General features: G+C 63.8%; 25 protein-coding genes and 1 tRNA gene. 17 read left to right on the plus strand and 9 right to left on the minus strand.

Annotated features, from left to right (window positions below; all coding sequences use genetic code 11):
* Positions 1-55: 55 nt before the first annotated feature.
* Positions 56-1,546: a Swt1 family HEPN domain-containing protein gene (locus ATE70_RS02055; protein ID WP_058536281.1), complete on the minus strand. Its 1,491-nt coding sequence runs from the start codon at positions 1,544-1,546 to the stop codon at positions 56-58.
* A gap of 512 nt (positions 1,547-2,058) precedes the next feature.
* Between ATE70_RS02055 and ATE70_RS02065 the strand changes: the two genes are divergently transcribed.
* From ATE70_RS02065 to ATE70_RS02080, 4 genes are all read left to right on the plus strand, one after another.
* A complete protein-coding gene (locus tag ATE70_RS02065; protein ID WP_082639292.1) occupies positions 2,059-2,988 on the plus strand; it encodes an ArdC family protein in 930 nt (309 codons plus the stop codon).
* On the plus strand, positions 2,985-3,404 hold the full coding sequence (locus ATE70_RS02070; RefSeq protein ID WP_058536284.1) for a DUF2958 domain-containing protein: 420 nt from the start codon (positions 2,985-2,987) through the stop codon (positions 3,402-3,404). The genes ATE70_RS02065 and ATE70_RS02070 overlap by 4 nt, the downstream gene beginning before the upstream one ends.
* An 85-nt stretch (positions 3,405-3,489) precedes the next feature.
* Complete coding sequence (locus ATE70_RS02075) at positions 3,490-5,199, plus strand: ParB/RepB/Spo0J family partition protein (RefSeq protein ID WP_058536285.1); 1,710 nt, start codon at positions 3,490-3,492, stop codon at positions 5,197-5,199.
* Positions 5,200-5,363: 164 nt separating this feature from the next.
* Positions 5,364-5,816, plus strand: coding sequence for a MucR family transcriptional regulator (locus ATE70_RS02080; protein ID WP_058536286.1), 453 nt, complete (start codon positions 5,364-5,366; stop codon positions 5,814-5,816).
* 1 nt (position 5,817) lies between these two features.
* Here ATE70_RS02080 and ATE70_RS02085 read toward each other — a convergent pair whose 3' ends face one another.
* Positions 5,818-6,003, minus strand: a complete 186-nt coding sequence (locus ATE70_RS02085; RefSeq protein ID WP_058536287.1) for a hypothetical protein — start codon at positions 6,001-6,003, stop codon at positions 5,818-5,820.
* 400 nt (positions 6,004-6,403) lie between these two features.
* On the opposite strand from ATE70_RS02085, the gene ATE70_RS02090 reads away from it, so the two are divergent.
* The 5 genes from ATE70_RS02090 to ATE70_RS02105 all read left to right on the plus strand — a co-directional run bounded on the left by ATE70_RS02090 (position 6,404) and on the right by ATE70_RS02105 (position 10,211).
* Complete coding sequence (locus ATE70_RS02090; protein WP_058536288.1) at positions 6,404-6,727, plus strand: DUF736 domain-containing protein; 324 nt, start codon at positions 6,404-6,406, stop codon at positions 6,725-6,727.
* A 240-nt stretch (positions 6,728-6,967) separates the two neighbouring features.
* Positions 6,968-7,096: a hypothetical protein gene (locus ATE70_RS25590; RefSeq protein WP_269433264.1), complete on the plus strand. Its 129-nt coding sequence runs from the start codon at positions 6,968-6,970 to the stop codon at positions 7,094-7,096.
* 169 nt (positions 7,097-7,265) lie between these two features.
* A complete protein-coding gene (locus ATE70_RS02095) occupies positions 7,266-7,469 on the plus strand; it encodes a hypothetical protein (RefSeq protein ID WP_058536289.1) in 204 nt (67 codons plus the stop codon).
* 245 nt (positions 7,470-7,714) lie between these two features.
* Entirely contained in the window at positions 7,715-9,700 is a 1,986-nt protein-coding gene (rlxS, locus tag ATE70_RS02100) for a relaxase/mobilization nuclease RlxS (RefSeq protein WP_058536290.1), read from the plus strand.
* A gap of 52 nt (positions 9,701-9,752) precedes the next feature.
* A complete protein-coding gene (locus ATE70_RS02105; RefSeq protein WP_156419732.1) occupies positions 9,753-10,211 on the plus strand; it encodes a hypothetical protein in 459 nt (152 codons plus the stop codon).
* On the opposite strand, the gene ATE70_RS02110 is transcribed toward ATE70_RS02105, so the two are convergent.
* A complete protein-coding gene (locus ATE70_RS02110; RefSeq protein WP_058536292.1) occupies positions 10,208-10,942 on the minus strand; it encodes an Arm DNA-binding domain-containing protein in 735 nt (244 codons plus the stop codon). The genes ATE70_RS02105 and ATE70_RS02110 overlap by 4 nt on opposite strands.
* Positions 10,943-11,185: 243 nt before the next feature.
* Entirely contained in the window at positions 11,186-11,632 is a 447-nt protein-coding gene (locus ATE70_RS02115) for an RrF2 family transcriptional regulator (protein WP_056369487.1), read from the minus strand.
* A gap of 149 nt (positions 11,633-11,781) precedes the next feature.
* On the opposite strand from ATE70_RS02115, the gene ATE70_RS02120 reads away from it, so the two are divergent.
* Genes ATE70_RS02120 through ATE70_RS02130 form a run of 3 tightly spaced genes read left to right on the plus strand, consistent with a single transcriptional unit; the run spans position 11,782 to position 13,678 of the window.
* A complete protein-coding gene (locus ATE70_RS02120; RefSeq protein WP_231732554.1) occupies positions 11,782-12,342 on the plus strand; it encodes a hypothetical protein in 561 nt (186 codons plus the stop codon).
* Positions 12,326-13,042 carry a hypothetical protein gene (locus ATE70_RS02125; RefSeq protein ID WP_058536293.1) on the plus strand — a complete coding sequence of 239 codons (717 nt, stop codon included), beginning with the start codon at positions 12,326-12,328 and terminating at the stop codon, positions 13,040-13,042. The genes ATE70_RS02120 and ATE70_RS02125 overlap by 17 nt, the downstream gene beginning before the upstream one ends.
* 33 nt (positions 13,043-13,075) lie before the next feature.
* Positions 13,076-13,678, plus strand: a complete 603-nt coding sequence (locus ATE70_RS02130) for an HD domain-containing protein (protein ID WP_058536294.1) — start codon at positions 13,076-13,078, stop codon at positions 13,676-13,678.
* Positions 13,679-13,765: 87 nt separating this feature from the next.
* Here ATE70_RS02130 and ATE70_RS02135 read toward each other — a convergent pair whose 3' ends face one another.
* Together ATE70_RS02135 and ATE70_RS02140 are read right to left on the minus strand one after the other, a co-directional pair.
* Positions 13,766-14,569, minus strand: a complete 804-nt coding sequence (locus ATE70_RS02135) for an enoyl-CoA hydratase-related protein (protein ID WP_058536295.1) — start codon at positions 14,567-14,569, stop codon at positions 13,766-13,768.
* A 285-nt stretch (positions 14,570-14,854) separates the two neighbouring features.
* Positions 14,855-15,493, minus strand: a complete 639-nt coding sequence (locus ATE70_RS02140) for a hypothetical protein (RefSeq protein WP_058536296.1) — start codon at positions 15,491-15,493, stop codon at positions 14,855-14,857.
* A gap of 77 nt (positions 15,494-15,570) precedes the next feature.
* Here ATE70_RS02140 and ATE70_RS02145 point away from each other — a divergent pair, with 77 nt between their 5' ends.
* Positions 15,571-17,166 carry a peptide chain release factor 3 gene (locus ATE70_RS02145; RefSeq protein ID WP_058536297.1) on the plus strand — a complete coding sequence of 532 codons (1,596 nt, stop codon included), beginning with the start codon at positions 15,571-15,573 and terminating at the stop codon, positions 17,164-17,166.
* Positions 17,167-17,191: 25 nt separating this feature from the next.
* Here the strand turns inward: ATE70_RS02145 and ATE70_RS02150 are convergent, their stop codons facing one another.
* Both ATE70_RS02150 and dinB read right to left on the minus strand, forming a co-directional pair.
* Positions 17,192-18,952, minus strand: coding sequence for a hypothetical protein (locus tag ATE70_RS02150; RefSeq protein WP_058536298.1), 1,761 nt, complete (start codon positions 18,950-18,952; stop codon positions 17,192-17,194).
* 270 nt (positions 18,953-19,222) lie between these two features.
* Complete coding sequence (gene dinB / locus ATE70_RS02155; RefSeq protein WP_058536299.1) at positions 19,223-20,359, minus strand: DNA polymerase IV; 1,137 nt, start codon at positions 20,357-20,359, stop codon at positions 19,223-19,225.
* 101 nt (positions 20,360-20,460) lie between these two features.
* Between dinB and ATE70_RS02160 the strand changes: the two genes are divergently transcribed.
* The 3 genes from ATE70_RS02160 to ATE70_RS02170 all read left to right on the plus strand — a co-directional run bounded on the left by ATE70_RS02160 (position 20,461) and on the right by ATE70_RS02170 (position 21,817).
* Positions 20,461-20,534: transfer RNA gene (locus tag ATE70_RS02160), tRNA-Gly, on the plus strand.
* A gap of 205 nt (positions 20,535-20,739) precedes the next feature.
* Positions 20,740-21,039 (plus strand): hypothetical protein, encoded by a 300-nt coding sequence (locus tag ATE70_RS02165; protein WP_037514816.1) that lies wholly within the window; start codon positions 20,740-20,742, stop codon positions 21,037-21,039.
* An 88-nt stretch (positions 21,040-21,127) separates the two neighbouring features.
* Positions 21,128-21,817, plus strand: coding sequence for a L,D-transpeptidase (locus ATE70_RS02170; RefSeq protein WP_156419730.1), 690 nt, complete (start codon positions 21,128-21,130; stop codon positions 21,815-21,817).
* An 11-nt stretch (positions 21,818-21,828) separates the two neighbouring features.
* Here ATE70_RS02170 and ATE70_RS02175 read toward each other — a convergent pair whose 3' ends face one another.
* Complete coding sequence (locus ATE70_RS02175) at positions 21,829-22,332, minus strand: FKBP-type peptidyl-prolyl cis-trans isomerase (protein ID WP_058536513.1); 504 nt, start codon at positions 22,330-22,332, stop codon at positions 21,829-21,831.
* A 238-nt stretch (positions 22,333-22,570) separates the two neighbouring features.
* Between ATE70_RS02175 and ATE70_RS24040 the strand changes: the two genes are divergently transcribed.
* Positions 22,571-22,744, plus strand: coding sequence for a DUF1328 domain-containing protein (locus tag ATE70_RS24040; protein ID WP_037514818.1), 174 nt, complete (start codon positions 22,571-22,573; stop codon positions 22,742-22,744).
* Positions 22,745-22,857: the final 113 nt, after the last annotated feature.

A 22,857-nucleotide genomic window follows, 5' to 3' on the forward strand; every position in this document is an offset into this window, starting at 1 on the left:
AAGCGCCGCCTATGTTGGCGCCGCCGTCTTCCCGTGGTGGCTCGCCGCCTAGGAGCTACGCGTCGTCATCCCAGCCCGATAGCCAGTCTGCGTCACGCTCCATCCAGCCGGTCAGCCGCCGGATCGTGAGCACGGCTTCGCCAAGCTGGACCGAGTCGATGGGCCGTCCGTGCATTGTCGGGCGGCGCAGCGCATTCAGCCGTTCAAGGTCGGTCCGCAACCAGTCGCGATGGTCGGTGATCGCTTCGAACATCTGTTCCCAATTGTCCCTGCGCAGGATGATCGCGAGGAGGTCGCCGATGTCGGTATAGTGAATGAGCGGCATAGAGGCTTCGCCCGCCCGCATCGCTTCCTGGCGGCGTTCCTTTGCCTTGCGGACAATGTCTCCCGGCACGCGCTGGACGAACCATTTGGGGCCGGCGAGCGGTTCGAGCATGGCCGTTACGAATGCGCGAAGCCGCGCCTCGAAGGCGTCGATCGCCGCATAGGCGCCCGCGCGCGGACGGCTGGCCGCGATCCGCAACCTGATCGGCCCGACCTCGATGACCGCCGTGATCGTCCCTTGCCGCGTCCGCGCGCCTTCGGTCACGCCGCTCTCGACGAGCATCGCCACCGTTTCGGCGGCGTCGGCGTCGATGAGCCCTTCATCGACGTCCTGGTCGCGATAATAATGCGCACGTTCGTGCGGATCGGCCCAAAAGCCGCGGTCGGTCGGCGCGTGAAAGGCGCTATAACCGCCGAAGATTGCGTCGAACGCGGCGCGGCTGCCCATCGACGCGGAGCCGAGAACGTCCATCGCCCCGCCGAAGATCGAGAATTTGGCGCCGATCGGTTCGAGCATGGCGCGGATACCGGCGTGACGATCGTCGGCGCCGGCCAGCATATGCGAGGCCGACGCAAGTCCGCCTGCAGCGAGCCGGATGGCATCGATCTCCTTCCCGATGCGATCTCCTCCGCCGATCAGCGCCGACAGATCGGCGCCTTTGAAGTGCGTCAGCCCATCTGACCAATGACGCGCGCGCTCGAACGCGCCTTGGCCTGCGGCGCTGATGCCAAGCGCCGCGCGGTCGGACGCCTGGAGGGCGGCGAGCCCGGTCGGATCGCCGAGGCGCTGCGTGATCGCGAAGATACGGCTGCTCGGCAGCAATTCCTTCTGGAGCGCTTCCTCCATTTTCGTCGCCACAACCATCGCCCGGGCGAAAGGCGCGTCGTGCGCCTTTCCGATGATTAAGGATTTGAGAATTTCCTGCGTAGCCTGACCATAGCTGCTGTACGGATCGTGAAGTTGGAGCGCGCGCTCCATCGCCTCGTCGAGCGGACTGCGGCCCCGGGCCAGGTCATCGAGAATCGTGCTTTTAGGGAGCAGTGCTTCCGCGGCAACCGACCGGCCCATGAATGCGCCCGTGATCGCATCGAAGTCATGATTTCGCAGCTTCGCGACTTCGCTTAGCGCGCCCAGGCGCGAGCCCTCGAGCCCGGCTTCGCGCATCGCGCGCGTGATCGGCGATTCCATGAGGTGGCGGATCGATTTCAACGGATCGTCCATAGTGATGCGTCCTTTCCCGCCCAGCCATATAGGATAGGTTGCGCTAGATTCATCCCGCCTAGGCGGTAGATCGCTTTCTCGATAAGAACATCCATAGAACATCGATACGGAGGATGCCAGATCGATGGCTCCGGCAGGCGCGGATGGCCCCATTCTCAATCGTTCGTGACATTTTGAAAGAGGGGAAAGCCTTCCCCTGACGGCCAGCCCTCTGCTGCGCCCCGGTCTGGCCGTACCCCTTCTGCGGGGGCTTCGCCCCCGCAACGCCCCCATCTTCATGTTGCCGCTGCTGCGCAGCGACGTTCTTGTCGGGCCTTCCCGCCGTCGCGGCGGTGGGCGGCGCGCCCGTCTGGGCGCGGCCCGGCGGGCCGCAAGCCATTCGGCTCCTTCGCTTCGCTCCGGCCTCCGGTGCGGTCCGCCTTCCTGGCCGCGCCCTGCTGGTCGCATCTCGCCGCCCACCCCCACTCCGGGGGAGGCCCATGGGGTTTTGGGTGGCGGATGGAGCAGAAGTCATGGGCAAGCCTTCCGGCGGTAGTTCCGGCCGCGCCGATCTTTATGGGCAAGTTACACAGCGCATCATCGCCGAACTCAAGGCGGGCCGCGTGCCTTGGGTGAAGCCTTGGGGCAGCGATGGCGGCGCCGACGCAGCCTTGCCGCGCAACGCGATCACCGGGCGCTGCTATTCGGGGATCAATATCCTCATTCTTTGGGGCGCGGTCATTGAGCATCGCTGGCCCGCGCAAGGCTGGCTGACCTTCCGCCAAGCCCTCAATGCGGGCGGCAGCGTCAAGCGCGGCGAGCGCGGAACGACCGTCGTCTATGCCGACACATTCACACCGAAAGGCGAGGCCGCGCGCGCGGCGCGTGACGGCGATGCCGCGCGCGCAGTGCCCTTCCTCAAAAGTTTCACCGTGTTCAACGTCGCGCAGTGCGAAGGGCTTCGCCCCGGTTTCGGGATCGACCCGCCGCCGCTCGCCGCCCATGAAATCTCGCCCGTCGCCGAGGCGGTGATCGCGGCATCCGGCGTCGAATATCTGATCGGCGGCAGCGAAGCCTTTTATGTGCCCAGCAAAGATTATGTGCGCGTCCCGCCGCTCCCCGCCTTCGTCTCGGCAGAAGATTATTACTGCACTTCGCTGCATGAACTCGTCCATGCGACCGGCCACCCCAAGCGGCTGAACCGCGCTTCGCTGACCGCATCGGGCACCAAGGATTATGGCCGCGAGGAACTCGTCGCCGAAATGGGCAGCGCCTTCCTCTGCGCCGCGCTCGGCATCGAACCGACCGTGCGCCACGCCGACTATCTTGGCACATGGCTCGCCATATTGAAGGAAGATCATCGCGCCATCTTCCGCGCCGCGAGTCAGGCGAGCCGCGCCGCCGACTGGCTGCTCGCGCGCTACGACGCGGCACAGGTCGCCGAGCGGAGGCTCGCGGCATGATGCTCCTGACCCCCGAACTTCACGCGGCGCTGCGCGCCAACGACGCGGCGCGCGTCGCCGCCGTCATTGCGGGCGCCGACGAACCCGACTTCGTTCCGGTCGTCAAATTCTTCAATCCGGTCGGCGCCGCGACATGGCTCGCAACCGAGTTGGCCGAGGATGGCGATACCTTGTTCGGGCTTGCCGACCTCGGTTTCGGCTGCCCCGAACTCGGCTCGTTCAGCCTCTCCGAACTGGCTTCCGTCCGGTTGCCGTTCGGCCTCGGCATCGAGCGCGACCTATATTTTTCAACGCCGCATCCGATTTCGACATGGGCCGCTTGGTCGCGCCGCGCGGGATCGATTGTCGTTGCCCACAGATTGCTGCGCCGCGTCGGAAACGCGGCGAACGACGAGCTTCCGCCATTTGGCGGATGACGCGGGCGGCCGTTCGCCGCCAATCCGAAAGCCGGTCCGCCCAATCGCAAAATCCGACGGACCGGCCCTCACTAGGAGTAAGACAATGAAACTCGAATTCATCGATCTTGGCAAGCTGTCGATCAGCAAGGCCAATATGCGTTACGCCAAGAAGCTGCCCGACGTGTCGGATTTGCTGCCGACCGTCCGCAAGCGCGGCGTGCTGGTTCCGCTGATCGTTCGCGCGAATGGCGAAGAGGGCGAGCATGAAATCGTCGCGGGCGCGCGGCGCTATACCGCCGCCCTGATCGTCGCCGCCGAGCGCGGCGAGGCCGAACCGCTGCCGTGCGCCATCCTCGAAGAGAGCGACGACGCCGCCGCGCTCGAAGCATCGCTGATCGAGAATGTCGCGCGCCGCGATGCCGACGAGGTGACCCAATGGGCGAGCTTCGCGCGGCTGGTTCGCGAGGGGCGCAGCATCGCCGAAATCTCGGAAACCTTCGGGCTTCCCGAGCTCGGCGTGAAGCGCATCCTCGCCCTCGGCAACCTCCTGCCGCGCATCCGCAGCCTCTATCAGAATGACGATATTCGCTATGGGACCGTCCAGCAGCTGACCCTCGCGACCAAGAGCCAGCAGCGCGCCTGGCTCGCGCTCTACGACGAGAACCCGGACCGCTGTCCGACCGGCCTGTCGCTCAAGGCGTGGCTGTTCGGCGGCGGTGCGATCAAGGCCGAACATGCGCTGTTCGACGTCGAGGCGAGCGGCTTTGCCATCATCGCCGACCTGTTCGGCGACGATCGCTATTTCGCCGACAGTGATGCCTTTTGGGCGCGCCAAAACGCCGAAATCGACACGCGGCGCGAAACTTATCTGGACGAAGGATGGTCCGACGTCGTCACCTTCGGCCCGAGCGAACGCTTCCACGCCTATGAATATCGCAAGGCGACCAAGCGCAAGGGCGGGCGCATCTATGTCGATATCCGCGACAGCGGCGAGGTCGTCTTCCACGAGGGCTATGTCACGTCGAAAGAGGCGGCGCGGCTCGACAAGGGCGAGGCCATCGACACCAAGGCCAAGCTTCAGCGCCCCGAACTCACCTCGCGGATGCAGACCTATGTCGATCTTCACCGTCACGCCGCTGTGCGCGCGGCGCTCGCGGGCAAGGCCGATGTCGCGCTGCGCCTGATGGTCGCGCACGCGATTTGCGGCTCGCCTTTGTGGTCGGTGAAAACCGAGCCGCAGAGCGCAAAAGACGAGGACGTGCGCGAGAGCGTCGAGACGAGCGCCGCCGAAACCGTGTTCGACGCGAAGCGCCGCGCGGTGCTCGCCTTGCTCGGTTTCTCGCCCGAGGAAGCGTGCGTGACGGGCGGCGCCGATACCGGCATCGCAGCGCTGTTTATGCGGCTCGTCGACTTGCCGATGCGCGCCGTCATGGACGTCGTCGCCATCGTCATGGGCGAAACCCTCGCGAGCGGGAGCAAGTCGGTCGAGGTCGTCGGCACGCATCTGGGGGTCGATCTCGCCAAGGGATGGAGCGCCGACGACGCCTTTTTCGAAGGGCTTCGCGATAAGGAAATACTCACCGCCATCGTCGCCGAGGTCGCGGGAAGCCATGTCGCCGCCGCCAATGCGAAGGAGAAGGGTGCGACCTTGAAGGCGATCATCCGCGATCATCTGGACGGCACCGCCGGCCGCCAGAAGGTCGAGGAATGGGTGCCGCGGTGGATGCGCTTCCCGCAGGCCGCCTACACCGCGCGCGGCGGCGCGGTCGAGGCCGCGCCCGAGGCCGTCGAGGCCGAACGTCTCGCAGCCTGATCCGGCGAATTGAGAAGGGCGGCGGATTTCCGCCGCCCTTTTTGCTGCAAAAAAATCGGCGCGCCGCGCGCCGCAAGCGGCGATGCGGCGCGATGGTTAGCGTTCGAATAATCTTGGTTTCTCCTCAAGCCGTTGCTAGTCGCGCTGCTCGAAGGAGACCGATAATGGCCGACGAAACACAGGATATGCTGCTGACGCTCACCGCCGATATTGTTGCGGCGCATGTGTCGAACAACAGCGTCGGCATCGCCGATCTTCCCGATCTGATCGGGCGCGTGCATGGCGCGCTCGCGGGCCTTGGCAGCGAGGCGGCCGCTCCGGTCGAGGAACAGAAACCCGCCGTATCGGTACGCGCGTCGATCAAGCCCGACTATATCGTCTGTCTCGAGGACGGCGCGAAACTGAAGATGCTGCGCCGCTATCTGATGACGAACTTCGGCATGACGCCCGATGAGTATCGTGCCAAATGGAACCTGCCCAAGGATTATCCGATGGTCGCGCCCAATTATGCCGAGAAGCGCCGCGCGCTCGCCAAGGCCATCGGTCTCGGCACCAAGGGGCGCGGCGGCGGGCGCAAGCCCGCGCCCAAGACCGCGCGGAGCCGCGCCAAAACCTGATCTATTTGGCGCGGTGGCGGATCACCGTCTTCGTCTTGTTGCAGAGGCCGCAAGCCTCGCGTTGACGCTCGAACCCGCGCGCGCCGGCGAGGGCGCGCGTCACGACATTGGCCTGGCTCGGCACGGACAGGTTGAGCCGGTCGGTGATGCAGAGGTCGCACACCGCGACCCCTTCCAGTCGCGCCACCAGTCTCTCGATTTCTCTCGCTATCGTCATCTCATCCCACACCAGCGCGCTGTAGCGGCATATTCCCTGATCGCAAAGACGTCGCACCATCCCCATGAACAAGACGTGCGGCGCGCCCGAATCCGCAAGCAGCCTATGCCTCCCATGACACACTCGCTCCCTTACACGGGCGGGGGATTGGCCTGGGACGGCAGCCGCGCCCGCAAAACCATCGCGGTCGAACCGATTTCCCCGCCGGGCTTCGCCCGGCTCCTCGCGGCCGCTTCGCTTTCAAATCGGCTCGCCGCTCCGGTCCTCCGCTAGCGCTGCGGCCCTTCGGGTTCGCGGTCCCGGCGAGCGTCGTCCCTTGGCATCCCCGTCGCCCGGAACGGGTCCGGGTGCGAAACCAAGGAGACGAAACATGGCAGCCATCGGATTTGTCCGGCGCCAGCAGGACGGCAGCTTCACGGGCAAGTTGCAGACGCTTTCGGTGAATATCGACATCCAGATCACCCCCAATCGCGGCAAGGTCGGAGAGCAGCCCGACTATAAGGTCCGCGCGGGAACCGTCGACATCGGCGGCGGCTGGATCCGGACCGGCGAAGTGTCATGCCGCGAATATGTCCGGCTCACCTTCGCGCATCCCGATTTGTTCGGCGGTCGGCCCCTCTACGCCAATCTCGGCCGTGCGGCGGGGCAGGACGACGACGATGCGTTCGCGATCATCTGGAACCCCGGCGATTGACCGAATGCCCCGCGCCGATCTTTCGGCGCGGGGCATTTTTCCGCGAGGGAGGAAGGTCTCAGCTCAAAACCGGCCGATGATCCGGCGGCGGGCGCACCGCGTCAAGGACGACGGGGCCCCACCATTTTGCTGCGCAAAATCGTTGCCCCCATCGCCGCTGCGCGGCCGCTTCGCGGTCCCTGACCCGGTACGCCCGCCGCCGGAAACCTCTTCATATTTTCGTGAAAAGAGGAGGTTCAAATGTCCGTCGAAGCCCAGATCGAAGAGCTGCGCGCCGAGCTCAAAGCGTCCACCAACAAGCGAGAAATCCGGCAGATCGAGCGCGAACTGGCGCTGCTGATCGCGCGTCATGCGGCGCTGCAACGATAACGGAATGATGTTGAACGACGCGCGGTGCGGTGGCCAAAGCTGCCGCGCCGCGCAGCTTTTTTGGCTCTCCTTGTGCGGGGAAAGGCGTGCCGCTCGTCTTATAAATGACGGCGCGACAAGTCGTTACAGCGCAGCGCGGCCGTCATGTCTCAAATGGGGGAGAGCGACGATGCAGTTCAGGCTTCCGCTTATGATAGGCGTCATGGCGTTCGGCGTTGGATGTTCCGAATTGCCACCAAAAGAGCCGGAGCATGACGCGCCAACGGTCATTGTCGATAGTGCGTCCTACGAACGAAGCGTGAGCCGCGAGCTGGACCGGATGGTCGAAAGGCAGGTGGCGGACGATGAGGAGGGTGGCCCGCTTCTCGACTGAGAGGGCGATGACGGAAAGGTCGGGGGCCTAGGAATCCGGAAGGCAAGATAAAGAAGCTATGGCACCGTTGGCGCCATAAGCCTTTGTCTGCACATCGTTTTTTTCGAGTTTCAGCAGTGCCGTTTCGGCGCCGACAGTGCCGGTGCGGCAGTTTTCTGCGGTTTTCCGCCGGGAAAGGCGGCACCGATTTTCATCGGCGTCCCGCTGTATCATGCTCGGTCCTTTGCAGGAAGGATCGGCCGGCGATGGCGTCCGACGACGAGCTCGAACCGCGGCTCGGCCGCATGCGTGCCAAGGGCAAGGGTGGGCATGGACGCAAGTTCATGCACCGCGTTCTCGCCGCCGCGAACTTGGCGCGCGGCGGCGCGGCAAGACCGGCAGCTCGGTCGAAATTCACCGGTGCGCGCATTGGCCGGGGTGCAGGGACGGGCCGCGTGCTTTCGGCGCGTGATCGTTATGCCGCCTTCCGTAATCGCCGTGTCATTGTGAAGGCGCGGACGGTCAGTCTCCGCGGCCCGGGCTTTGACGGGGCGAAAGCGCATCTGCGTTATGTCGAGCGCGACGGCACGCAGCGCGATGGCGAGCGAGGGCGATTATATGGCGCCGAGAGCGATGTGGTCGATCGCGCGAACTGGCTCGAAAGGAGCAGGGGCGATCGTCACCAGTTCCGTTTCATTGTCTCGCCCGAAGATGGCCTCGAATATGACGATCTCAAATCGCTGACGCGGCGGCTGATAACGCGTGCCGAGGAGGATCTCGGGACGCGGCTCGACTGGGTCGCGGTCGATCATTTCAACACCGGGCACCCGCACACCCATATCATCGTCCGCGGCAAGGACGATCGGGGCAAGGATCTGATCATCGCGCGCGACTATATCGGGCATGGCCTTCGCGAGCGCGCGTGCGAGCTTGTCGATCTCGATCTCGGTCCGAAAACCGACCATGCGATCGAGCAGCGGCTGCGCGCCGAAGTCGAGCAGGAGCGTTTCACGAGCATCGACCGCGCCCTGCTTCGCGAAAGCGGCGACGATATTCTTGTCAGCACAAAGGCGCGCGGCGCGTTCGATCAAACGATACGGATGGGGCGGCTGCGCAAGCTCGAGCGGCTCGGGCTCGCGTCGCAGCTTGGTGCGGCGCATTGGAAACTTGCGTCCGACCTCGAGCCGGTGCTCCGCAAAATGGGCGAACGCGGCGATATCATCCGCACGATGCAGCGTGCCTATTCCGAGCGTGGCGTGGCGCTCGCGGTGGCTGACCAAGCGATCTATGATCCGTCTGTGCCCGGGACGGCATCGCTGGTCGGCCGGATCGTCGAGCGCGGCCTGTCCGACGAACATGCCGACCGGCATTACCTGATCGTCGAGGCGACCGATGGGCGGTCGCATTATGTCGAGGCGGGGAAGGACGAACGGCTTCCGTCGTGTCCGCCGGGCGCGATCGTGCGAATCGTTCCTGTCGAGCCCACCGTGCGCGATGCCGACCGAACGGTCGCCGATGTCGCTGCCGCAAATGGCGGGCGCTACACGGTCGATGCGCATCTTCGGTTCGATCCGAGCGCCTCGCAGGAGTTTGCCGAGGCGCATGTCCGGCGGCTCGAAGCGATGCGCCGAATGAGCGGCGGTACGCAGCGCGAGCCCGACGGCACCTGGCATATAGCGTCCGATCATCTCGAACGCGCCGCTGCGTATGAGGTAGCGCGTGCACGCGATCAGCCCGTCACCGTCGAGATATTATCGCCCGAACCAATCGAGCGGATTGTCGAGGCGCGAGCCGCGACCTGGCTCGATCGAGAACTCGTCGCCGATACGCAGCTTCCGCTTCGCGAAGCCGGCTTCGGCAAGGAAACCAGTGGGGCGCTGGCTATTCGCCGGCAGTGGCTCCTCGACGGGGGCTTTGCAGTGCGTCAGGGCGAGCGGGTCATTGTACGAAATGGCGCGCTCGATGAGCTCTGCCAGCTCGAGATACGGAGCAGGGCTGACGTGCTGGCGCGAGAGATCGGCAAGCCCTTTGCCGAGCCTCGGCATGGCGAGCGGATCGAGGGGCGCCTAGTCGGTCCGGTCGACCTTCTGAGCGGTCGCCACGCGCTCGTCGAGCGTTCACGGGATTTCGTGCTTGTTCCCTGGCGCCCGGTGCTGGAGCGTCAAGTCGGCAAACCCGTGGCCGGAATCATGCGCGATCAAGGCGTCAGCTGGCAGATCGGCCGCCAGCGCAGCGGGCCGTCGGTATCGTGAAGAAATCGCAAGAATCTGGTAAGCGGGGCAGGGTATGAATGGGCGAATGAAATTGGCTCTTCTGATCTTCGCTGCAATCCTCCCTCTGTCCGCACATGCGCAGGACATTAGCGGACGGGCGATCGCGATCGATGGAGACTCGCTCGACATGGCGGGGATCGGCGTGAGGTTGAAGGATCGGGATGGTAAGAAGATGTCGGACGCCTATCTGCGGGAGAGGTTGGCCACAAGTCATCCGTGGATCAGCCCGGTGTATGAGCGAACATCAGATTTTGTTCACCTGTCGGGGCGCCATTTCGACGTGTCGATCGCCCGCACCGATGACGAGACGCGAATGGCCTATTTCCAAATCAGCGGCCACGATCCGCAGCGTCCGGACGAAACCTATTTCGAGGTGGTCGACACCTTCTTTGAGGCGACGAAGCTCGCGAGCCTGCTAATACTCGCGTTCCTGATGGCTCGGCATCAGCGTGAGCAGGTGCTGGCATCGATGCCGGAGAGCAAGCCCTAAGCCTCCGCTTCGGCCTTGCGCCAGCGCGCGCCGTGGGTGGTGCGTCGCTCGAAGCGGTAGCCGGCCCATTCAAGGTCGTCGTCCAGATCGGGATCGTCGCAAATCATGTAGCGGACCGTCAGGCTGTTGCCGTGCTGGACCAGATATTGGCGGTTGATCACCTGCGCGGCGTCAGCGGGCATGGTGGAGTTGGTGAGCCTCGGCGGCCCTCCGGCGATGATGAAGACGCCGCAATGGCGGTCGAGCGTCAGCCACCAGGTCCGCAGATTGTTGAAGAAGGTGCCGAAGACGGACTGCCGTCCAGGCACGGATACCATCAGCGTCGGGTTGGTCGAGGTGCGCAGCGGGATCGGGGACTGACAGACCATCACATTAATGACCGCTGCGTCGTCCGGGATGGTCGTGTCCATCGCGCCTTCGCGAAAAAGGACATGCGCGTTGTCGGCGGACGCGGCGATGCGTGTTGCCTTTTGCTCGCGCTGCGTAATCCTGGCGATCGGCTCGCTTCCACGCTTGATGTCTGCCCGCAGCCGAGCCGCTTCGGCGCGTGCGTCCGCCAGCGTCACCCAGTCGACGGAGCCTAGGCCGAAATCACGGCGCCTGCCTTGATGTTGAACACGGAGAACCCAGGATTTGGCGCCCTGCGGCGACACACGCAGCAGAAGACCTTTACCGTCACTATGAACGCCGGGCTTGGCTTTGGAAACGCGGAGAAAGGTGAGGCCGGACATGTTCGTCCTTATCTGTCACTTTAGGCAATAATTTTGTTCCCACGATCTTTCCCACACTTTGACGCGAATTTACGGAAATAACGAAAGAGCGAGACGATCATACACGTTCTAGAAGTACTCGAAAAGATAGGAAATAAGGACAGTAACGAACTGAGATGTATAAAGAAAATATGGTGCTAGGCTCCACCATTACAAAAAAGGCCCGCGAAAGCGGGCCTTTTTTGTTGCGCAGCTGATCGGTGGCTATTCGGCCGCCTCGTCCTTCTCGAACACGGGTTCCAGCGCGATCGGGTCGGCGAGCGTGATGCGGTCGAGGATCGACGCGGTGTCGTCGCGGACTTTCAGCATCAGGCTGCGCAATCGGCATTCGGATTCGGGCAGGCAATTCTTGCAATGTTCGTGCGCGTTGCGCGCGGCGCACGGGACGAGCGCAAGCGAGCCGCGCGTCAGGCGGACGAGATCGCCATAGCTGATGTCGATCGGGGGCAGCGCGAGCTGATAGCCGCCGTCGCGCCCGCGCTGCGAGATGAGCAGCCCCTCGCGCGCCATTTCGGACAGGATCACGGTCAGGAATTTGGGCGGGATATTCTGCGCCTCCGCAATATCCGCAAGCTGCACCTGCCCCTTGCCCCAATGGTCGGCAAGGTGCTGGAACGCGCGGATCGTATAGCGGGTTTTTTGCGAGAGCATGGCGGCGTTACTGTGACATATTCAGCCTTAATTCAACCTGTCTGGATGACATAAGTTGCAGAGTTGATGAAAATCACAGCGGGTGGCATGAACCGTCAATAAGAGGGTCGCTGGATAGCCCGGTTTCGGGCGCGGCGGAGGTGGATCAAATGATGCGGAAAATATTCGCGACTCCCGCGGTGTTGGCAGCCTGCTTGCTGGCCGTCACCCCGGCTCAGGCGCAGTTCGGAAGCCTGCTTCGCAAGGTGACGACGCCCGCGCCGAAACCGAGCGAAGAGGGCAATGGCGGCTGTCCCAAGGGCAAGAAGGGCAGCAGTGCGGGCCGGAGCATTTTGGGCGGTGTGCTCAACGAGGCGATCGGCAGCGCGGCGAGCAAGGCCGGTGTCTATAGCTATGTTCCGATTTCGGAGGTCAGCGGGACGCTCACCGACGCCATCGCCTGCCGCCTCGATCCCGCCGAACAGGTGCAGGCGGCGGCGGCGACCGAGGAGGTGACGCGCGGCGAAGAGGTCGGCGCGACCGCGAACTGGACGAGCGAGACGCGTCAGAATGTCAGCGGATCGTCGACCATCGCGGCAAAGAATGAGCTCGCCGACGGCTCGCAGTGCATGAGCGTCACCGATATCGTGATTGTCGAGGGTGAGGAAACGCGCGTGTCGAAACGGATGTGCAAGGGCCCCGGCCAGGCGCGCTATGTCCTCGCGGCGTAACGCGTTTCGCGTCGCGGCGGCGGCGGGCCTGATCGCGTGCCTGACCGGCGCTGCCAAGCCGGCGATGGACCCCGCGAACCCGACCTGCCCGCTGACCCCCGACTGGTCGGCGAACCCGACGATGAAGCTGACCCCCGTTGCCAAGAAGAACGGCAAGGTCTTGCTCGCCGAGGGGCGGATCGATGCGGGGCTGCCCGACCGGCTGAAGGCGGCGCTTGCCGCCAATCCCGACGTCAGCGAAGTCTGGCTGCGCTCGCCCGGCGGCGACGCGCGCGCGGGCAATGCCGCGGGGCGGATCATTCGCTCGAACTTTGGCCTCACGACACGCATCCCGGCGGGCTGGGCCTGTTTCAGCGCGTGCAATTTCATCTTCATGGGCGGCCAGCCGCGCGTGATCGATCCCGGCGGGTTGTTCATCGTCCATATGTTCACGCGCACCGGCGACCGCAGCGCGATCGACATGAGCGTCGCGATGGGCACCGACGCGACGAAGGAGCTGATCGGCGACATCGAACAGGATGCCGCTTTGCTCGCGAGCGAGGACAATGATTTCCTGATCCGCATGGGGGTGTCGCGCAAGCTGCTGACCGAGGTCATGTATCAGCAGAAAGCGCTGGCGAACGCCGACGACAAGTCGACGCGGCGCTGCCTGACGCAGGCCGAGGTGAAGACCTATAACGTTGCAAATAACAACGAATAGGATAGGCTGTTTCTCAAAATGGGAGAGGCTGCCATGAACGAGATGACGCACGATCACGCCACTTTCCGGTCGATGATCGACGGAACACAACAGGATTGGGACATTATCGCGCGCGAGCAGAAGGAGTTCGCGCCGAACAATGGCAAGCGCATCCTCGACCATCTGAAGCTGCTCGGCGGCGATTATGGCGGCTTTCCGGTCGACCGGCTCGAACATTGCCTGCAGACCGCGACGCGCGCGCACCGCGATGGCCGCGACGAGGAATATGTCGTGATGGCGCTGCTCCACGACATTGGCGACACGCTCGGTGCGTTCAACCATCCCGATGTCGCGGCGGCGATCCTCAAGCCTTTCCTGTCAGAAGAAAATCTGTGGATCGTCCAGCATCATGGCGTGTTCCAGGGCCATTATTTCTTCCACTATCTTGGGCTCGACCGCGACATGCGCGACCAGTTCCGCGACAGCCCGCATTATGCGGCGTGCGCCGAATTCTGCGAGAAATATGACGCGCCGGCGTTCGACCCCGATTACGACAGCGAACCGCTCGAGTTTTTCGAGCCGATGGTGATGCGCCTCTGCTCCTATCCGCGCACGAGCATCTACAAGAAGGTGATGGTCGAGGAAGCGGCGGAGTAGCTTGGGTCGCCATCCCGGCGAAAGCCGGGATCGCTCGCGTTCAGGATGAACGATAGCGGCCCCAGCTTCCGCTGGGGCGACGGTTGCTTACTTGCCCTTGAACTCGGTCTTGCGCTTCTGCTGGAACGCCATGATGCCTTCCATCGCATCGGCGGTGCCGCCCGCGATGAACTGGCCCTTGGCTTCGGCGTCGAGCGTGGTTGCGAAATCCTGTGTCAGACCGTCGCGTAGGATCTTGCGCATCGTGCCGAGCGCGATCGTTGGGCCGTTGGCGAGGCGCGTTGCCAGCGCCTTGGCCTCGGTCAGCAACTCGGCATCGTCGACGCATTTATAGATCATGCCCCAGTCGGCCGCCTGGTCGGCCGAAATCTTCTCGCCCAGCATCATCATCTGCAACGCGCGCGGCACGCCGACGAGGCGCGGCAGCAACCACGACGAGCCGCCGTCGGGGACGAGGCCGATGTTGACGAAGGCCTGCAGAAAATAGGCGCTCTTGCCCGCGATGGTGAAGTCGCCCGACAGCGCGAAGCTGCACCCGACGCCCGCCGCGGGGCCGTTGACCGCGACGACGACGGGGATGTCGAGGTTGGCGAGTGCGAGCAGCATCGGATTATAATGACCGCGCAGCGCATTACGACTCCGCGCCCCGCCGCTGACCGCGCCGCCACCCGAACGATCGCCCGCCAGGTCGGCGCCCGAACAGAAACCGCGGCCTTCGCCGGTGATCAGCAACGCGCGCGCGCCGAGGCCCGGCAGATGATCGAGCGCTTCGCGAATATCGTCCGCCATCGCGGGCGGCATCGAATTGAGGCGGTCGGGGCGGTTGAGCGTGATCGTCGCAACATGGTCGGCGAGTTCGAGCTTGATCGTGTCGAAGGTCGGAAGGGTCATGGGGAATTATCCTCTCGCGGGTGCTTTACCTTTACGTTCACGTAAAGATGTGACTCATTTGGCGGGCGAGTGCAAGGGGGAAGGGTGCTCAGGTCGGGTTGGCCGGTTTCGACCGGAAGCTGTCCTATCAATCATCGTCACCCCGGACTTGATCCGGGGTCCCGCTTGAGGTCGAAGCCAGTCCGTCCGTCAAAAAAGCGGGATCCCGGATCAAGTCCGGGATGACGAAAGAAAATCGAGCAACGGCAGCTCTCCACCCCCAAAGCGGTCACTTGAGCGATACAGCTACTCGCCGCCCAGACGCCGAAACCGCATATCGCCCTCGGCGCGGTGGAGGGTGAGGCCGCGTTCGGTCTTTTCGGCGCAGGCGCCCTCGAAATTCACGACGCCGATATCGTTGGGCTTGATGATGACGTGCAACTTGCCGCCATCGGCTTCGGCGAGAATGAAGCGCGGCGCGGTGATGCCGTAGATCGGTTCGCGCACCTCGATCCAGCGCGGGATGCGCCTGTCGTCCTCGGGCATCGTCCAGCCATAAACCTGGGTATAGTCCTCGGCGGGGTCGCCGCTATCGAAGCCGATCGTGAAATCGACGCCGGGGACGCCCTTGCCGTTGGGCCAGGTGACGAGCAGGGTAGGGACGGCGCCCTCCACCTCGATCAACGCGCCCTTCTCCAGGGCGGGCGGTATGGGTTTCGGGTCGGTGGTGAGGCAGACCATGTCGCCGCGCGCTTCCCAGCGCCCCTCGGCCTGCTCGTCGAGCGCGCCCGCGGCGAGCATATATTGGAAGCGGCCGTCGTTGCGGATCAGCAGCCCACCGCCGACATCGGGGCCTTCGGCAAGGCTATATTCGCCCACCCAGGGTGAATCCTGCGCCGCGGTGGGGGCGGCGATCAGGGCGGCGGCGAGGAGCAGGGTTCGCATGAACCGATCATGCGTCCGCCGGGGCGCCGACGCCAGCCCCTTTCCACATGTCGCGCCACCTGCTAGGCGCCCGCGCCATGTCCCAGAAGCACCCCGACCGCCGTACCTTCGCCATCATCTCGCATCCTGACGCGGGTAAGACGACGCTGACCGAGAAATTGCTCGTCGCGGGCGGCGCGATCCATATCGCGGGCGAGGTCAAGGCGCGCGGACAGGCGCGGCGCGCGCGCTCCGACTGGATGAAGATCGAACAGCAGCGCGGGATTTCGGTCACCTCGTCGGTGATGACCTTCGAACATGCGGGGCTCGTCTTCAACCTGCTCGACACCCCGGGGCACGAGGATTTCAGCGAGGATACCTATCGCACCCTCACGGCCGTCGACAGCGCGGTGATGGTGATCGACGCCGCGAAGGGCATCGAGCCGCAGACGCTGAAGCTGTTCGAAGTGTGCCGCTTGCGTTCGGTGCCGATCATCACCTTCATCAACAAGGTCGACCGCGAGGGCCTGCCGCCGTTCGAACTGCTCGACGAGGTCGCCGACCGGCTCGCGCTCGACGTCTGCCCGATGAACTGGCCCGCGGGTATGGGCGGACAGTTCGAGGGGATCTACGACCTCGCCGATCCCGCGATCATGCGGCCGGGCGGCGATGCGTCGCGCATGTACGAAGGCCACCGCGCGAAGGTCGCCGGGCTCGACGACCCCGCGCTGGCTGGGGAGCTTTCGGAGCGCGGGCTGGCGCACCTCAAGGAAGAAACCGAGCTGGCGTCGGCCTGCTATGCGCCATTCGATGCCGCCGCTTACCGCAATGGCGACCTTACTCCGGTCTATTTTGGGTCGGCGCTGAAAGAATTCGGCATCGGCGACCTGCTTTCGGCGCTCGCGAACCACGCGCCGGGGCCGCAGCCGCAGCCCGCCGAGCCTGCGCCGGTGCAGCCGGGCGACGACGCGGTGACCGGCTTTGTGTTTAAGGTGCAGGCGAATATGAACCCCGCGCACCGCGACCGCATCGCGTTCATGCGCCTGTGCTCGGGCAAGTTCGAACGCGGGATGCGGCTGATGCAGGGCGGGACGGGCAAGGCGATCGCGATCAGCCGCCCGATGCTGTTCCTCGCGCAGGACCGCGAGATGGCGGAGGAAGCGTTCCCCGGCGACATCATCGGCATTCCGAACCATGGCACGCTGCGCGTCGGCGATACGCTGTCGGAGCGCACCGACATCACGATCACCGGGCTGCCGAACTTCGCCCCCGAACTGCTGCGCCGCGTCGCGCTCGTCGATCCGACGAAGACCAAGCAGCTCAGGAAAGCGCTCGACGACATGGCCGAGGAGGGGATCATCCAGGTCTTCTACCCCGAAATCGGGTCGAACATGATCGTCGGCGTCGTCGGCCAGTTGCAGCTCGAAGTGCTGATCAGCCGCCTCGACGCCGAATATAAGGTCGAGGCGAAGCTCGAGCAGTCGCCGTGGGACACCGCACGCTGGATCGCGAGCGACGACGCCGCGGCGCTGAAGGCGTTCCAGGCCGACCATCGCGGCGCGAGCGCCACCGACCGCGACGGTGCGCCGGTGTTCATGGCGAAGGATGCGTGGGAGGTCGGCTATGTGACCCAGCGCCATCCGTCGATCCGGTTTACGGCGACCAAAGAACGGCGCTTCGCTCCGGCCGATTGACGCCGGGATCGAAGCGGGCGTCCATTCAGCCGGGTGTTGCCACGGGCGTTTCGACCACGGCATTACTCGCCGGAACCTGAACCGGAACCGGCGGATTGACGATCGTCTGGAAATTGGGGCGGTCACAGCCGTCGCCATTTTTCAGTGCCGCCAATTTGGTACGGATTTTCTCCCAATTGGTGGCGCCGACCTCGGCGGGCGGACCGATCCAGAAATGGCTCAGCACGGGTTTCGGGTTAGCTTGGCCCGGCGCAATCAGTTGCCCGGCAAATCCAAGCGCGATCACAATGACACGACCCTCGCTCATCAAGCCAAGGTGGACTGCGACCCCGTCGACGGGAGTATCGCCGGCGGGCGTGTCGGGAAAGGCAAAATCGGCGTTCCCGCCGGCGAGCGTCACGGCCCGGCAGCGCGCCACCGACAGGGCGGGAATACCGCTCATCAGACCGGCAAATTGCGCACGGGTGGCGACAGTGCCCTTGTTTCCGATAACGGCGTCACCCAGCTTTGCCTTCAGAATATTGTCCATGTCATATATGGTGACGCCGCCGGCGACATATGCCGGTAGCGCGGTCTTATTCGCTCCGATCACGAACTGCTGGCTGTCGCCCGCGGCCGTCATCAACGGGGCTTTGTCCTTGATCGGCTGATAGAGGTCGAAGGGTATCGAAAAGCGTTCGAGCGTATCGATGGCTTCGCGGGTCGTCAGGCATTTGATGTTGGCTATGTCGGCGGCGACCGCCGAATTGCGGGCATGGGCAAACAGGATGATGCGTGCATCGTCCGAAGAGACGCCCATGTTCGTCAACTGGATGAATGCCGGTGCGCATGCGGCGTCGAAACCCGCTGCATTCCCTGCGTTATTGCTCTGCTCAGCCAGATTCTTGAATGCACCGCCCAGTTGTTTCCAACTTTTTCCGGCGTCTTCCTTCATTCCCGCTGGAATCGTGGCATCCAATATGGATGCAAGATCGTCGGCGTTCGACAGATTTGGATATTCGCGGTTGCCCGACAGCAGGCTGCCTTGATATTCCAAGCTAAATTCGAAACTGGCATATTGGGGTGCCGCATTCCCGCCCGGCGCGGACCACGACCAGGGAAATTTCTTGGGAAGGAAGCTGGTCGCAATGTCGGAATCAGCCGGCTTGACCACAAGCGGCCGCGAGAATGTGTAGGGATCCCCGGCCGCTGTGGCGCCGGTAAGAACCGGTTTGCTATTTCCGAACAGGCTCAGTTCGGTTTGCGAGCGGATAGAGTATTTATCGCTTTGCGTGTCGCCGAAGAACAGATTGCCGACCGGACCGAGCAGGTTGGCGAAGGCTGATATGCCCGTCCAGAAGGCGGCCTTTCGCTCTTCATTTTCGGAAACGACCACCCAGGGCCGAAATTTAATCTCGGCTGCGATTGCCTGCGGCGTGCGATGATCGATAGCGATCCAGGGACCGGCATATCGGTCGTTCGCTTGGTCGAAATAGGAAATTTCGAAACGGCATGCCTTCTTGCCCGATCGCTTCCAGTGGAAAAGATTGACCTCCGCGGTCATTTCCTGGCCGTCTTCGGATTTTCCGAGCGGCAAGATGGCGGCCATCCCGGCCTCGTATTTCGTCTCGAACAGCGTGTGCAGAAACTTATAGTCCGGAAGCTTCTCGAAGATGCTGTTGCAATTCTGGATATCGTCGATCGAAGGCTTCTTGTGAATGATAAGCCTGTAATATCCTGCGTTTATGCTCTTCTTTTTACGAGGGATGGCCACATCGTTCTGATCCGGCCAAAGCTTCTTTTTCATTTCTTGGAAAAAGTCGGCCGCCGCTGGCGGAAGAGGGGCTGCGGCGGACGCCGTGCCTGGAAACAATATTATGGGGCCGATCGCGGCGAGCAACCATCGCCGGTGCGGATATTGGTTTGTCCGCCGATGGAATCTAGATCCTTGCTTGTGCCACATAACTGCCCCCACAGTCATTCCACTAATGGATATGGTCTAGCCGGCTAAATCTGCTCTTGTCAAAGCGATCACCAACCAATTTGGCCGGATCAGGGTGAGAGCGCGTGGTAACTATTATCCGAGCAGACTCAAAAGATCGATTGTCGTCGCGGCGGCGGCGTCCTCCTCGTCATCCTCCTCGCCTTCGAACTTGCTCAGCGTGACGCCGAGCAGGCGGATTCCTTGTTCGGTGGGGAGCAGAGGCGCCAATATCGCTTCGCCCGCGGCGAGCAGCGAATTGCCGTCGAGGATCGGCGCGGCGACAGACTTCGCCCGCGTGATCGTGCGGAAATCGGCGTAGCGCAGCTTGAGCGTCACCGTGCGGCCGCGCGCGCCCTTCTTCGCTGCGCGGTCCCAAACGACGGTGCAGACATGCGCGAGCGCCTCGCGGATTTCGGTGTCGGTGATCAGGTCGTTGAAGAAGGTCCGTTCGCCGCCGAGCGATTTCAGCGGCCGGTTCGACTTGACGCGCCGATGATCGATCCCGCGCGCGAGATTATAGAGCCATTCGGCGCTGTTGCCGAAATGTGTCGCGAGCCACATCGGGTCTTTTTCCGCGAGGTCGGCGCCCGAAAAGACGCCGAGCCCCTCCATCTTCGCCGCGGTCACCGGGCCGATGCCGTGGAAGCGGCGGATCGACAGCGTCTGGACGAAGGCGGCGCCCTTGCCGGGCGGGATGATCGTGATGCCGTCGGGTTTGTTCTGGTCCGAGGCGAGCTTGGCGATGAATTTATTATAGGAGACGCCCGCCGAGGCGGTGAGGCCGGTTTCGGCGCGGATGCGCTGGCGGATCAGCTTTGCCGTCGCGGTCGCGCTGCCGAGCCCGGCCTTGTCGGCGCTGACGTCGAGATAGGCTTCGTCGAGCGACAACGGTTCGACCTCGTCGGCATAGTCGCGAAAAATTGCGCGAATCTGGTGCGAGATGTCGCGATAGACCTCGAAGCGCGGGGGCACAAAGATCAGGCCGGGACACTGGCGCTTTGCGGTGATGCTGGGCATTGCCGAGCGCACGCCGAACTTGCGCGCTTCATAGCTGGCGGCGGCGACGACCCCGCGCCGCGACGAGCCGCCGACCGCGACGGGTAGCCCACGCAGCGCGGGATCGTCGCGCTGTTCGACCGAGGCGTAAAAGGCATCCATATCGACATGGATGATCTTGCGGACGGGGGTGTCCGCGCCGTTATCGGGGCCATGATCGTCGCCGTCTTGCACGGCGCATCTTTAACATGTTGCCATGATGTTCTCAATGGCGCGCTTGACGAACCGCTTGACGCAAAGGTGGCAAAATGGCAATCGCCGCCGACCTTGGGAATGCGGGTATAGCATAGTGGTAATGCTCTAGCCTTCCAAGCTAGCTAGGCGGGTTCGATTCCCGCTACCCGCTCCACCAAAATCCTGCATCGATGACGCGATAAATCCCGGCTTCGGCTGGCCGCCGTTTTGCGCCGGTCAGGCCCCGGAACCCGCCGCAACATGCCGGCGTTATCCATCTGCCTGAACCGATGCACAGCCGGACAGAATCGCGTTGTTTGCGCGGCGTCGCTCGGCTTGGACCGGCCGGGTGGGGGGCTTTAACGATCAGGAGAATTCCTATGTCCCCGTCTCTGAAAAAACTGGCACCCGTGGTGGTTATTTTGGCCGGATCCCTGGGTTTGGGCGGCTGTGCGACCAAAGGCTTCGTGCGCGAGCAGGTCGCCGTTGTGAGCCAGCGCGTCGATGCGCTCGAAGCGCAATTGCAGGCGACCGACGCCACCGCGAAGCAGGCATTGACCGAAGCGCAGGCCGCATCGGGGCAGGCACAGAATAATGGCCAGCGCCTCGATCAGCTGAGCGGCCGCGTCGACGGCATCGAACAGCGCATGCAGGCGCAGCAGAAGCGGCCGCGCAATTGACGCCATATGGCGTCAAAAGCTGATCGACCGTGATTATCGGCGCCGTCGCCCGCGGGCGACGGCGCCCACTATTTGAGTGCATCGACCTATGATCAAAACCTTCGTGGCGCTTGCGGGATTCGCGCTGACCGTTCCGGTGTCCGCAGGATTGGCGGCGCCGCCCGTAGCGCCGGCGACGCCGCAGGCCAGCGAGGCCGAAACCGCGGATGCTGCAATTCGCTCGGAGGCGGCGACGCGGGTCGCCGATTGGGTTGCCGCGTCCGGCGACAATGGCGGCTTGCCGTACATCATCATCGACAAGCCCGCGGCGTCGCTGTTCCTGTTCGATGCGAAGGGGAAATTCCTCGGCCGGGCACCGGTCCTGATCGGCGTTGCGCTCGGCGACGAGGCCACCCCCGGGATCGGATCGAAGGATCTTGCCGAGATTGGCCCCGCCGAGCGAACCACGCCCGCCGGGCGCTTCCTGGCGAAATTCGGGATGGCGGCGGGGCGGCAGAGGGTGCTCTGGGTCGATTATGGCACGTCGGTGGCGCTCCACCCGATCCCAAAGGGCAGCCAGAAGGAACGCCGCCGCCAGCGGATGTTGTCGCCCGGCATCGACGACAACCGCATCACATTCGGATGCATCAACGTCCCGCTGGCGCTCTACAACAAGAGCGTTCGCCCGCTTTTCCAGAAGAAGGGCGGATATGTCTATGTGCTGCCCGACACCAAGCCGATCGAGGCGGTCTTTCCGCGCCTGCACGTCCAGCCGCGCCCCGGTGCCGCCGCGTCCTGAGGCGCCGAGGGCTATCCGGCCGGTTCGACGCTCAGTAGCTCGACCGTGAACAGCAGGGTTGCGCCGCCGGGGATTGGACCCTTGCCCACGGGGCCGTAGGCGAGCTGCCACGGGATCGCGAATTCGACCTTGTCGCCGACGCCCATCAACTGCACGCCTTCCTGCCAGCCGTCGATGACACGATTTAATGGAAAACTCGTCGGTTCGCCGCGCCGCACCGAGCTGTCGAATTCGCGGCCGTCGGCAAAGGTGCCGACATAATGGACGGTGACGTTATCGGCCGGGCCGGGGTGCGCGCCGCTGCCGTCGCCCGCGATCCGGCGCCAACGCAGCCCGCTGGGCGTCACGCGCCAGCCGTCGGCGCCGTGACGCTCGGCGAGTGCCGCCATCTGCTTGTTGAGATAGGCGGTGCCTTGGGTGGACGGCGTTTCGCCCTGCTGGGCGGTGGCGGACGCCGGAATGCAACTGCCCAATGCGGCCGCCGCGAGCAGCCGGTTCAAAGACGATATGTGCATGAAAACTCCCTCGATCGTTGCACGCATAAACGCACCGCGGGCCGAATAGGCAAGAGCCTATCGGTCCGAAGGTGCGGGAGCGGCAGGAACCTTCATCGGCATCCGTCGTTTCACCTTCGTACACATCAATCAGAGACTTGATACGCGGCCACCGGCCGTTTCGTCTTTCGAAAACCCGTTTCGCGGGCTTTCGAAACCGGTGCCGTGTGTCCTGCTCTGCAATCGAAGGAGACGTCGGATGTTCAAATGGGCTTTGATCTTTGCAGTGATCGCGCTGGTCGCGGCGGTGCTCGGCTTTGGCGGCGTTGCAGGCACCGCGGCGGGGATCGCCAAGATCCTGTTCTTCGTCGGCCTTGCGCTCGTTGTCCTGTTCCTGATCCTCGGATCGGCCGCGGCGCGAAAGATCACGTAAAAAAATCGAGCGCCGCGGGAACCAAATCGAGCCTGCCGCGTTTCACTCATCTACTAGATCGAAAGAGAAGGTAGAATCTGGTTCCTGTCTTCGGACGGAACCTAGGGAGCCCC

The sequence above is a fragment of the Sphingopyxis sp. H053 genome (assembly GCF_001468225.1).
In the GTDB taxonomy this organism is placed as follows: domain Bacteria; phylum Pseudomonadota; class Alphaproteobacteria; order Sphingomonadales; family Sphingomonadaceae; genus Sphingopyxis.

Coding starts and splice junctions, on each gene's coding strand:
- ATE70_RS02055 (WP_058536281.1), bottom strand. CDS start 1,546: ATGGACGATCCGTTGAAATCGATCCGCCACCTCATGGAATCGCCGATC.
- ATE70_RS02065 (WP_082639292.1), top strand. CDS start 2,059: ATGGGCAAGCCTTCCGGCGGTAGTTCCGGCCGCGCCGATCTTTATGGG.
- ATE70_RS02070 (WP_058536284.1), top strand. CDS start 2,985: ATGATGCTCCTGACCCCCGAACTTCACGCGGCGCTGCGCGCCAACGAC.
- ATE70_RS02075 (WP_058536285.1), top strand. CDS start 3,490: ATGAAACTCGAATTCATCGATCTTGGCAAGCTGTCGATCAGCAAGGCC.
- ATE70_RS02080 (WP_058536286.1), top strand. CDS start 5,364: ATGGCCGACGAAACACAGGATATGCTGCTGACGCTCACCGCCGATATT.
- ATE70_RS02090 (WP_058536288.1), top strand. CDS start 6,404: ATGGCAGCCATCGGATTTGTCCGGCGCCAGCAGGACGGCAGCTTCACG.
- ATE70_RS25590 (WP_269433264.1), top strand. CDS start 6,968: ATGTCCGTCGAAGCCCAGATCGAAGAGCTGCGCGCCGAGCTCAAAGCG.
- ATE70_RS02095 (WP_058536289.1), top strand. CDS start 7,266: ATGCAGTTCAGGCTTCCGCTTATGATAGGCGTCATGGCGTTCGGCGTT.
- rlxS (WP_058536290.1), top strand. CDS start 7,715: ATGGCGTCCGACGACGAGCTCGAACCGCGGCTCGGCCGCATGCGTGCC.
- ATE70_RS02110 (WP_058536292.1), bottom strand. CDS start 10,942: ATGTCCGGCCTCACCTTTCTCCGCGTTTCCAAAGCCAAGCCCGGCGTT.
- ATE70_RS02115 (WP_056369487.1), bottom strand. CDS start 11,632: ATGCTCTCGCAAAAAACCCGCTATACGATCCGCGCGTTCCAGCACCTT.
- ATE70_RS02120 (WP_231732554.1), top strand. CDS start 11,782: ATGATGCGGAAAATATTCGCGACTCCCGCGGTGTTGGCAGCCTGCTTG.
- ATE70_RS02125 (WP_058536293.1), top strand. CDS start 12,326: ATGTCCTCGCGGCGTAACGCGTTTCGCGTCGCGGCGGCGGCGGGCCTG.
- ATE70_RS02130 (WP_058536294.1), top strand. CDS start 13,076: ATGAACGAGATGACGCACGATCACGCCACTTTCCGGTCGATGATCGAC.
- ATE70_RS02135 (WP_058536295.1), bottom strand. CDS start 14,569: ATGACCCTTCCGACCTTCGACACGATCAAGCTCGAACTCGCCGACCAT.
- ATE70_RS02140 (WP_058536296.1), bottom strand. CDS start 15,493: ATGCGAACCCTGCTCCTCGCCGCCGCCCTGATCGCCGCCCCCACCGCG.
- ATE70_RS02145 (WP_058536297.1), top strand. CDS start 15,571: ATGTCCCAGAAGCACCCCGACCGCCGTACCTTCGCCATCATCTCGCAT.
- ATE70_RS02150 (WP_058536298.1), bottom strand. CDS start 18,952: ATGAAAAAGAAGCTTTGGCCGGATCAGAACGATGTGGCCATCCCTCGT.
- ATE70_RS02165 (WP_037514816.1), top strand. CDS start 20,740: ATGTCCCCGTCTCTGAAAAAACTGGCACCCGTGGTGGTTATTTTGGCC.
- ATE70_RS02170 (WP_156419730.1), top strand. CDS start 21,128: ATGATCAAAACCTTCGTGGCGCTTGCGGGATTCGCGCTGACCGTTCCG.
- ATE70_RS02175 (WP_058536513.1), bottom strand. CDS start 22,332: ATGCACATATCGTCTTTGAACCGGCTGCTCGCGGCGGCCGCATTGGGC.
- ATE70_RS24040 (WP_037514818.1), top strand. CDS start 22,571: ATGTTCAAATGGGCTTTGATCTTTGCAGTGATCGCGCTGGTCGCGGCG.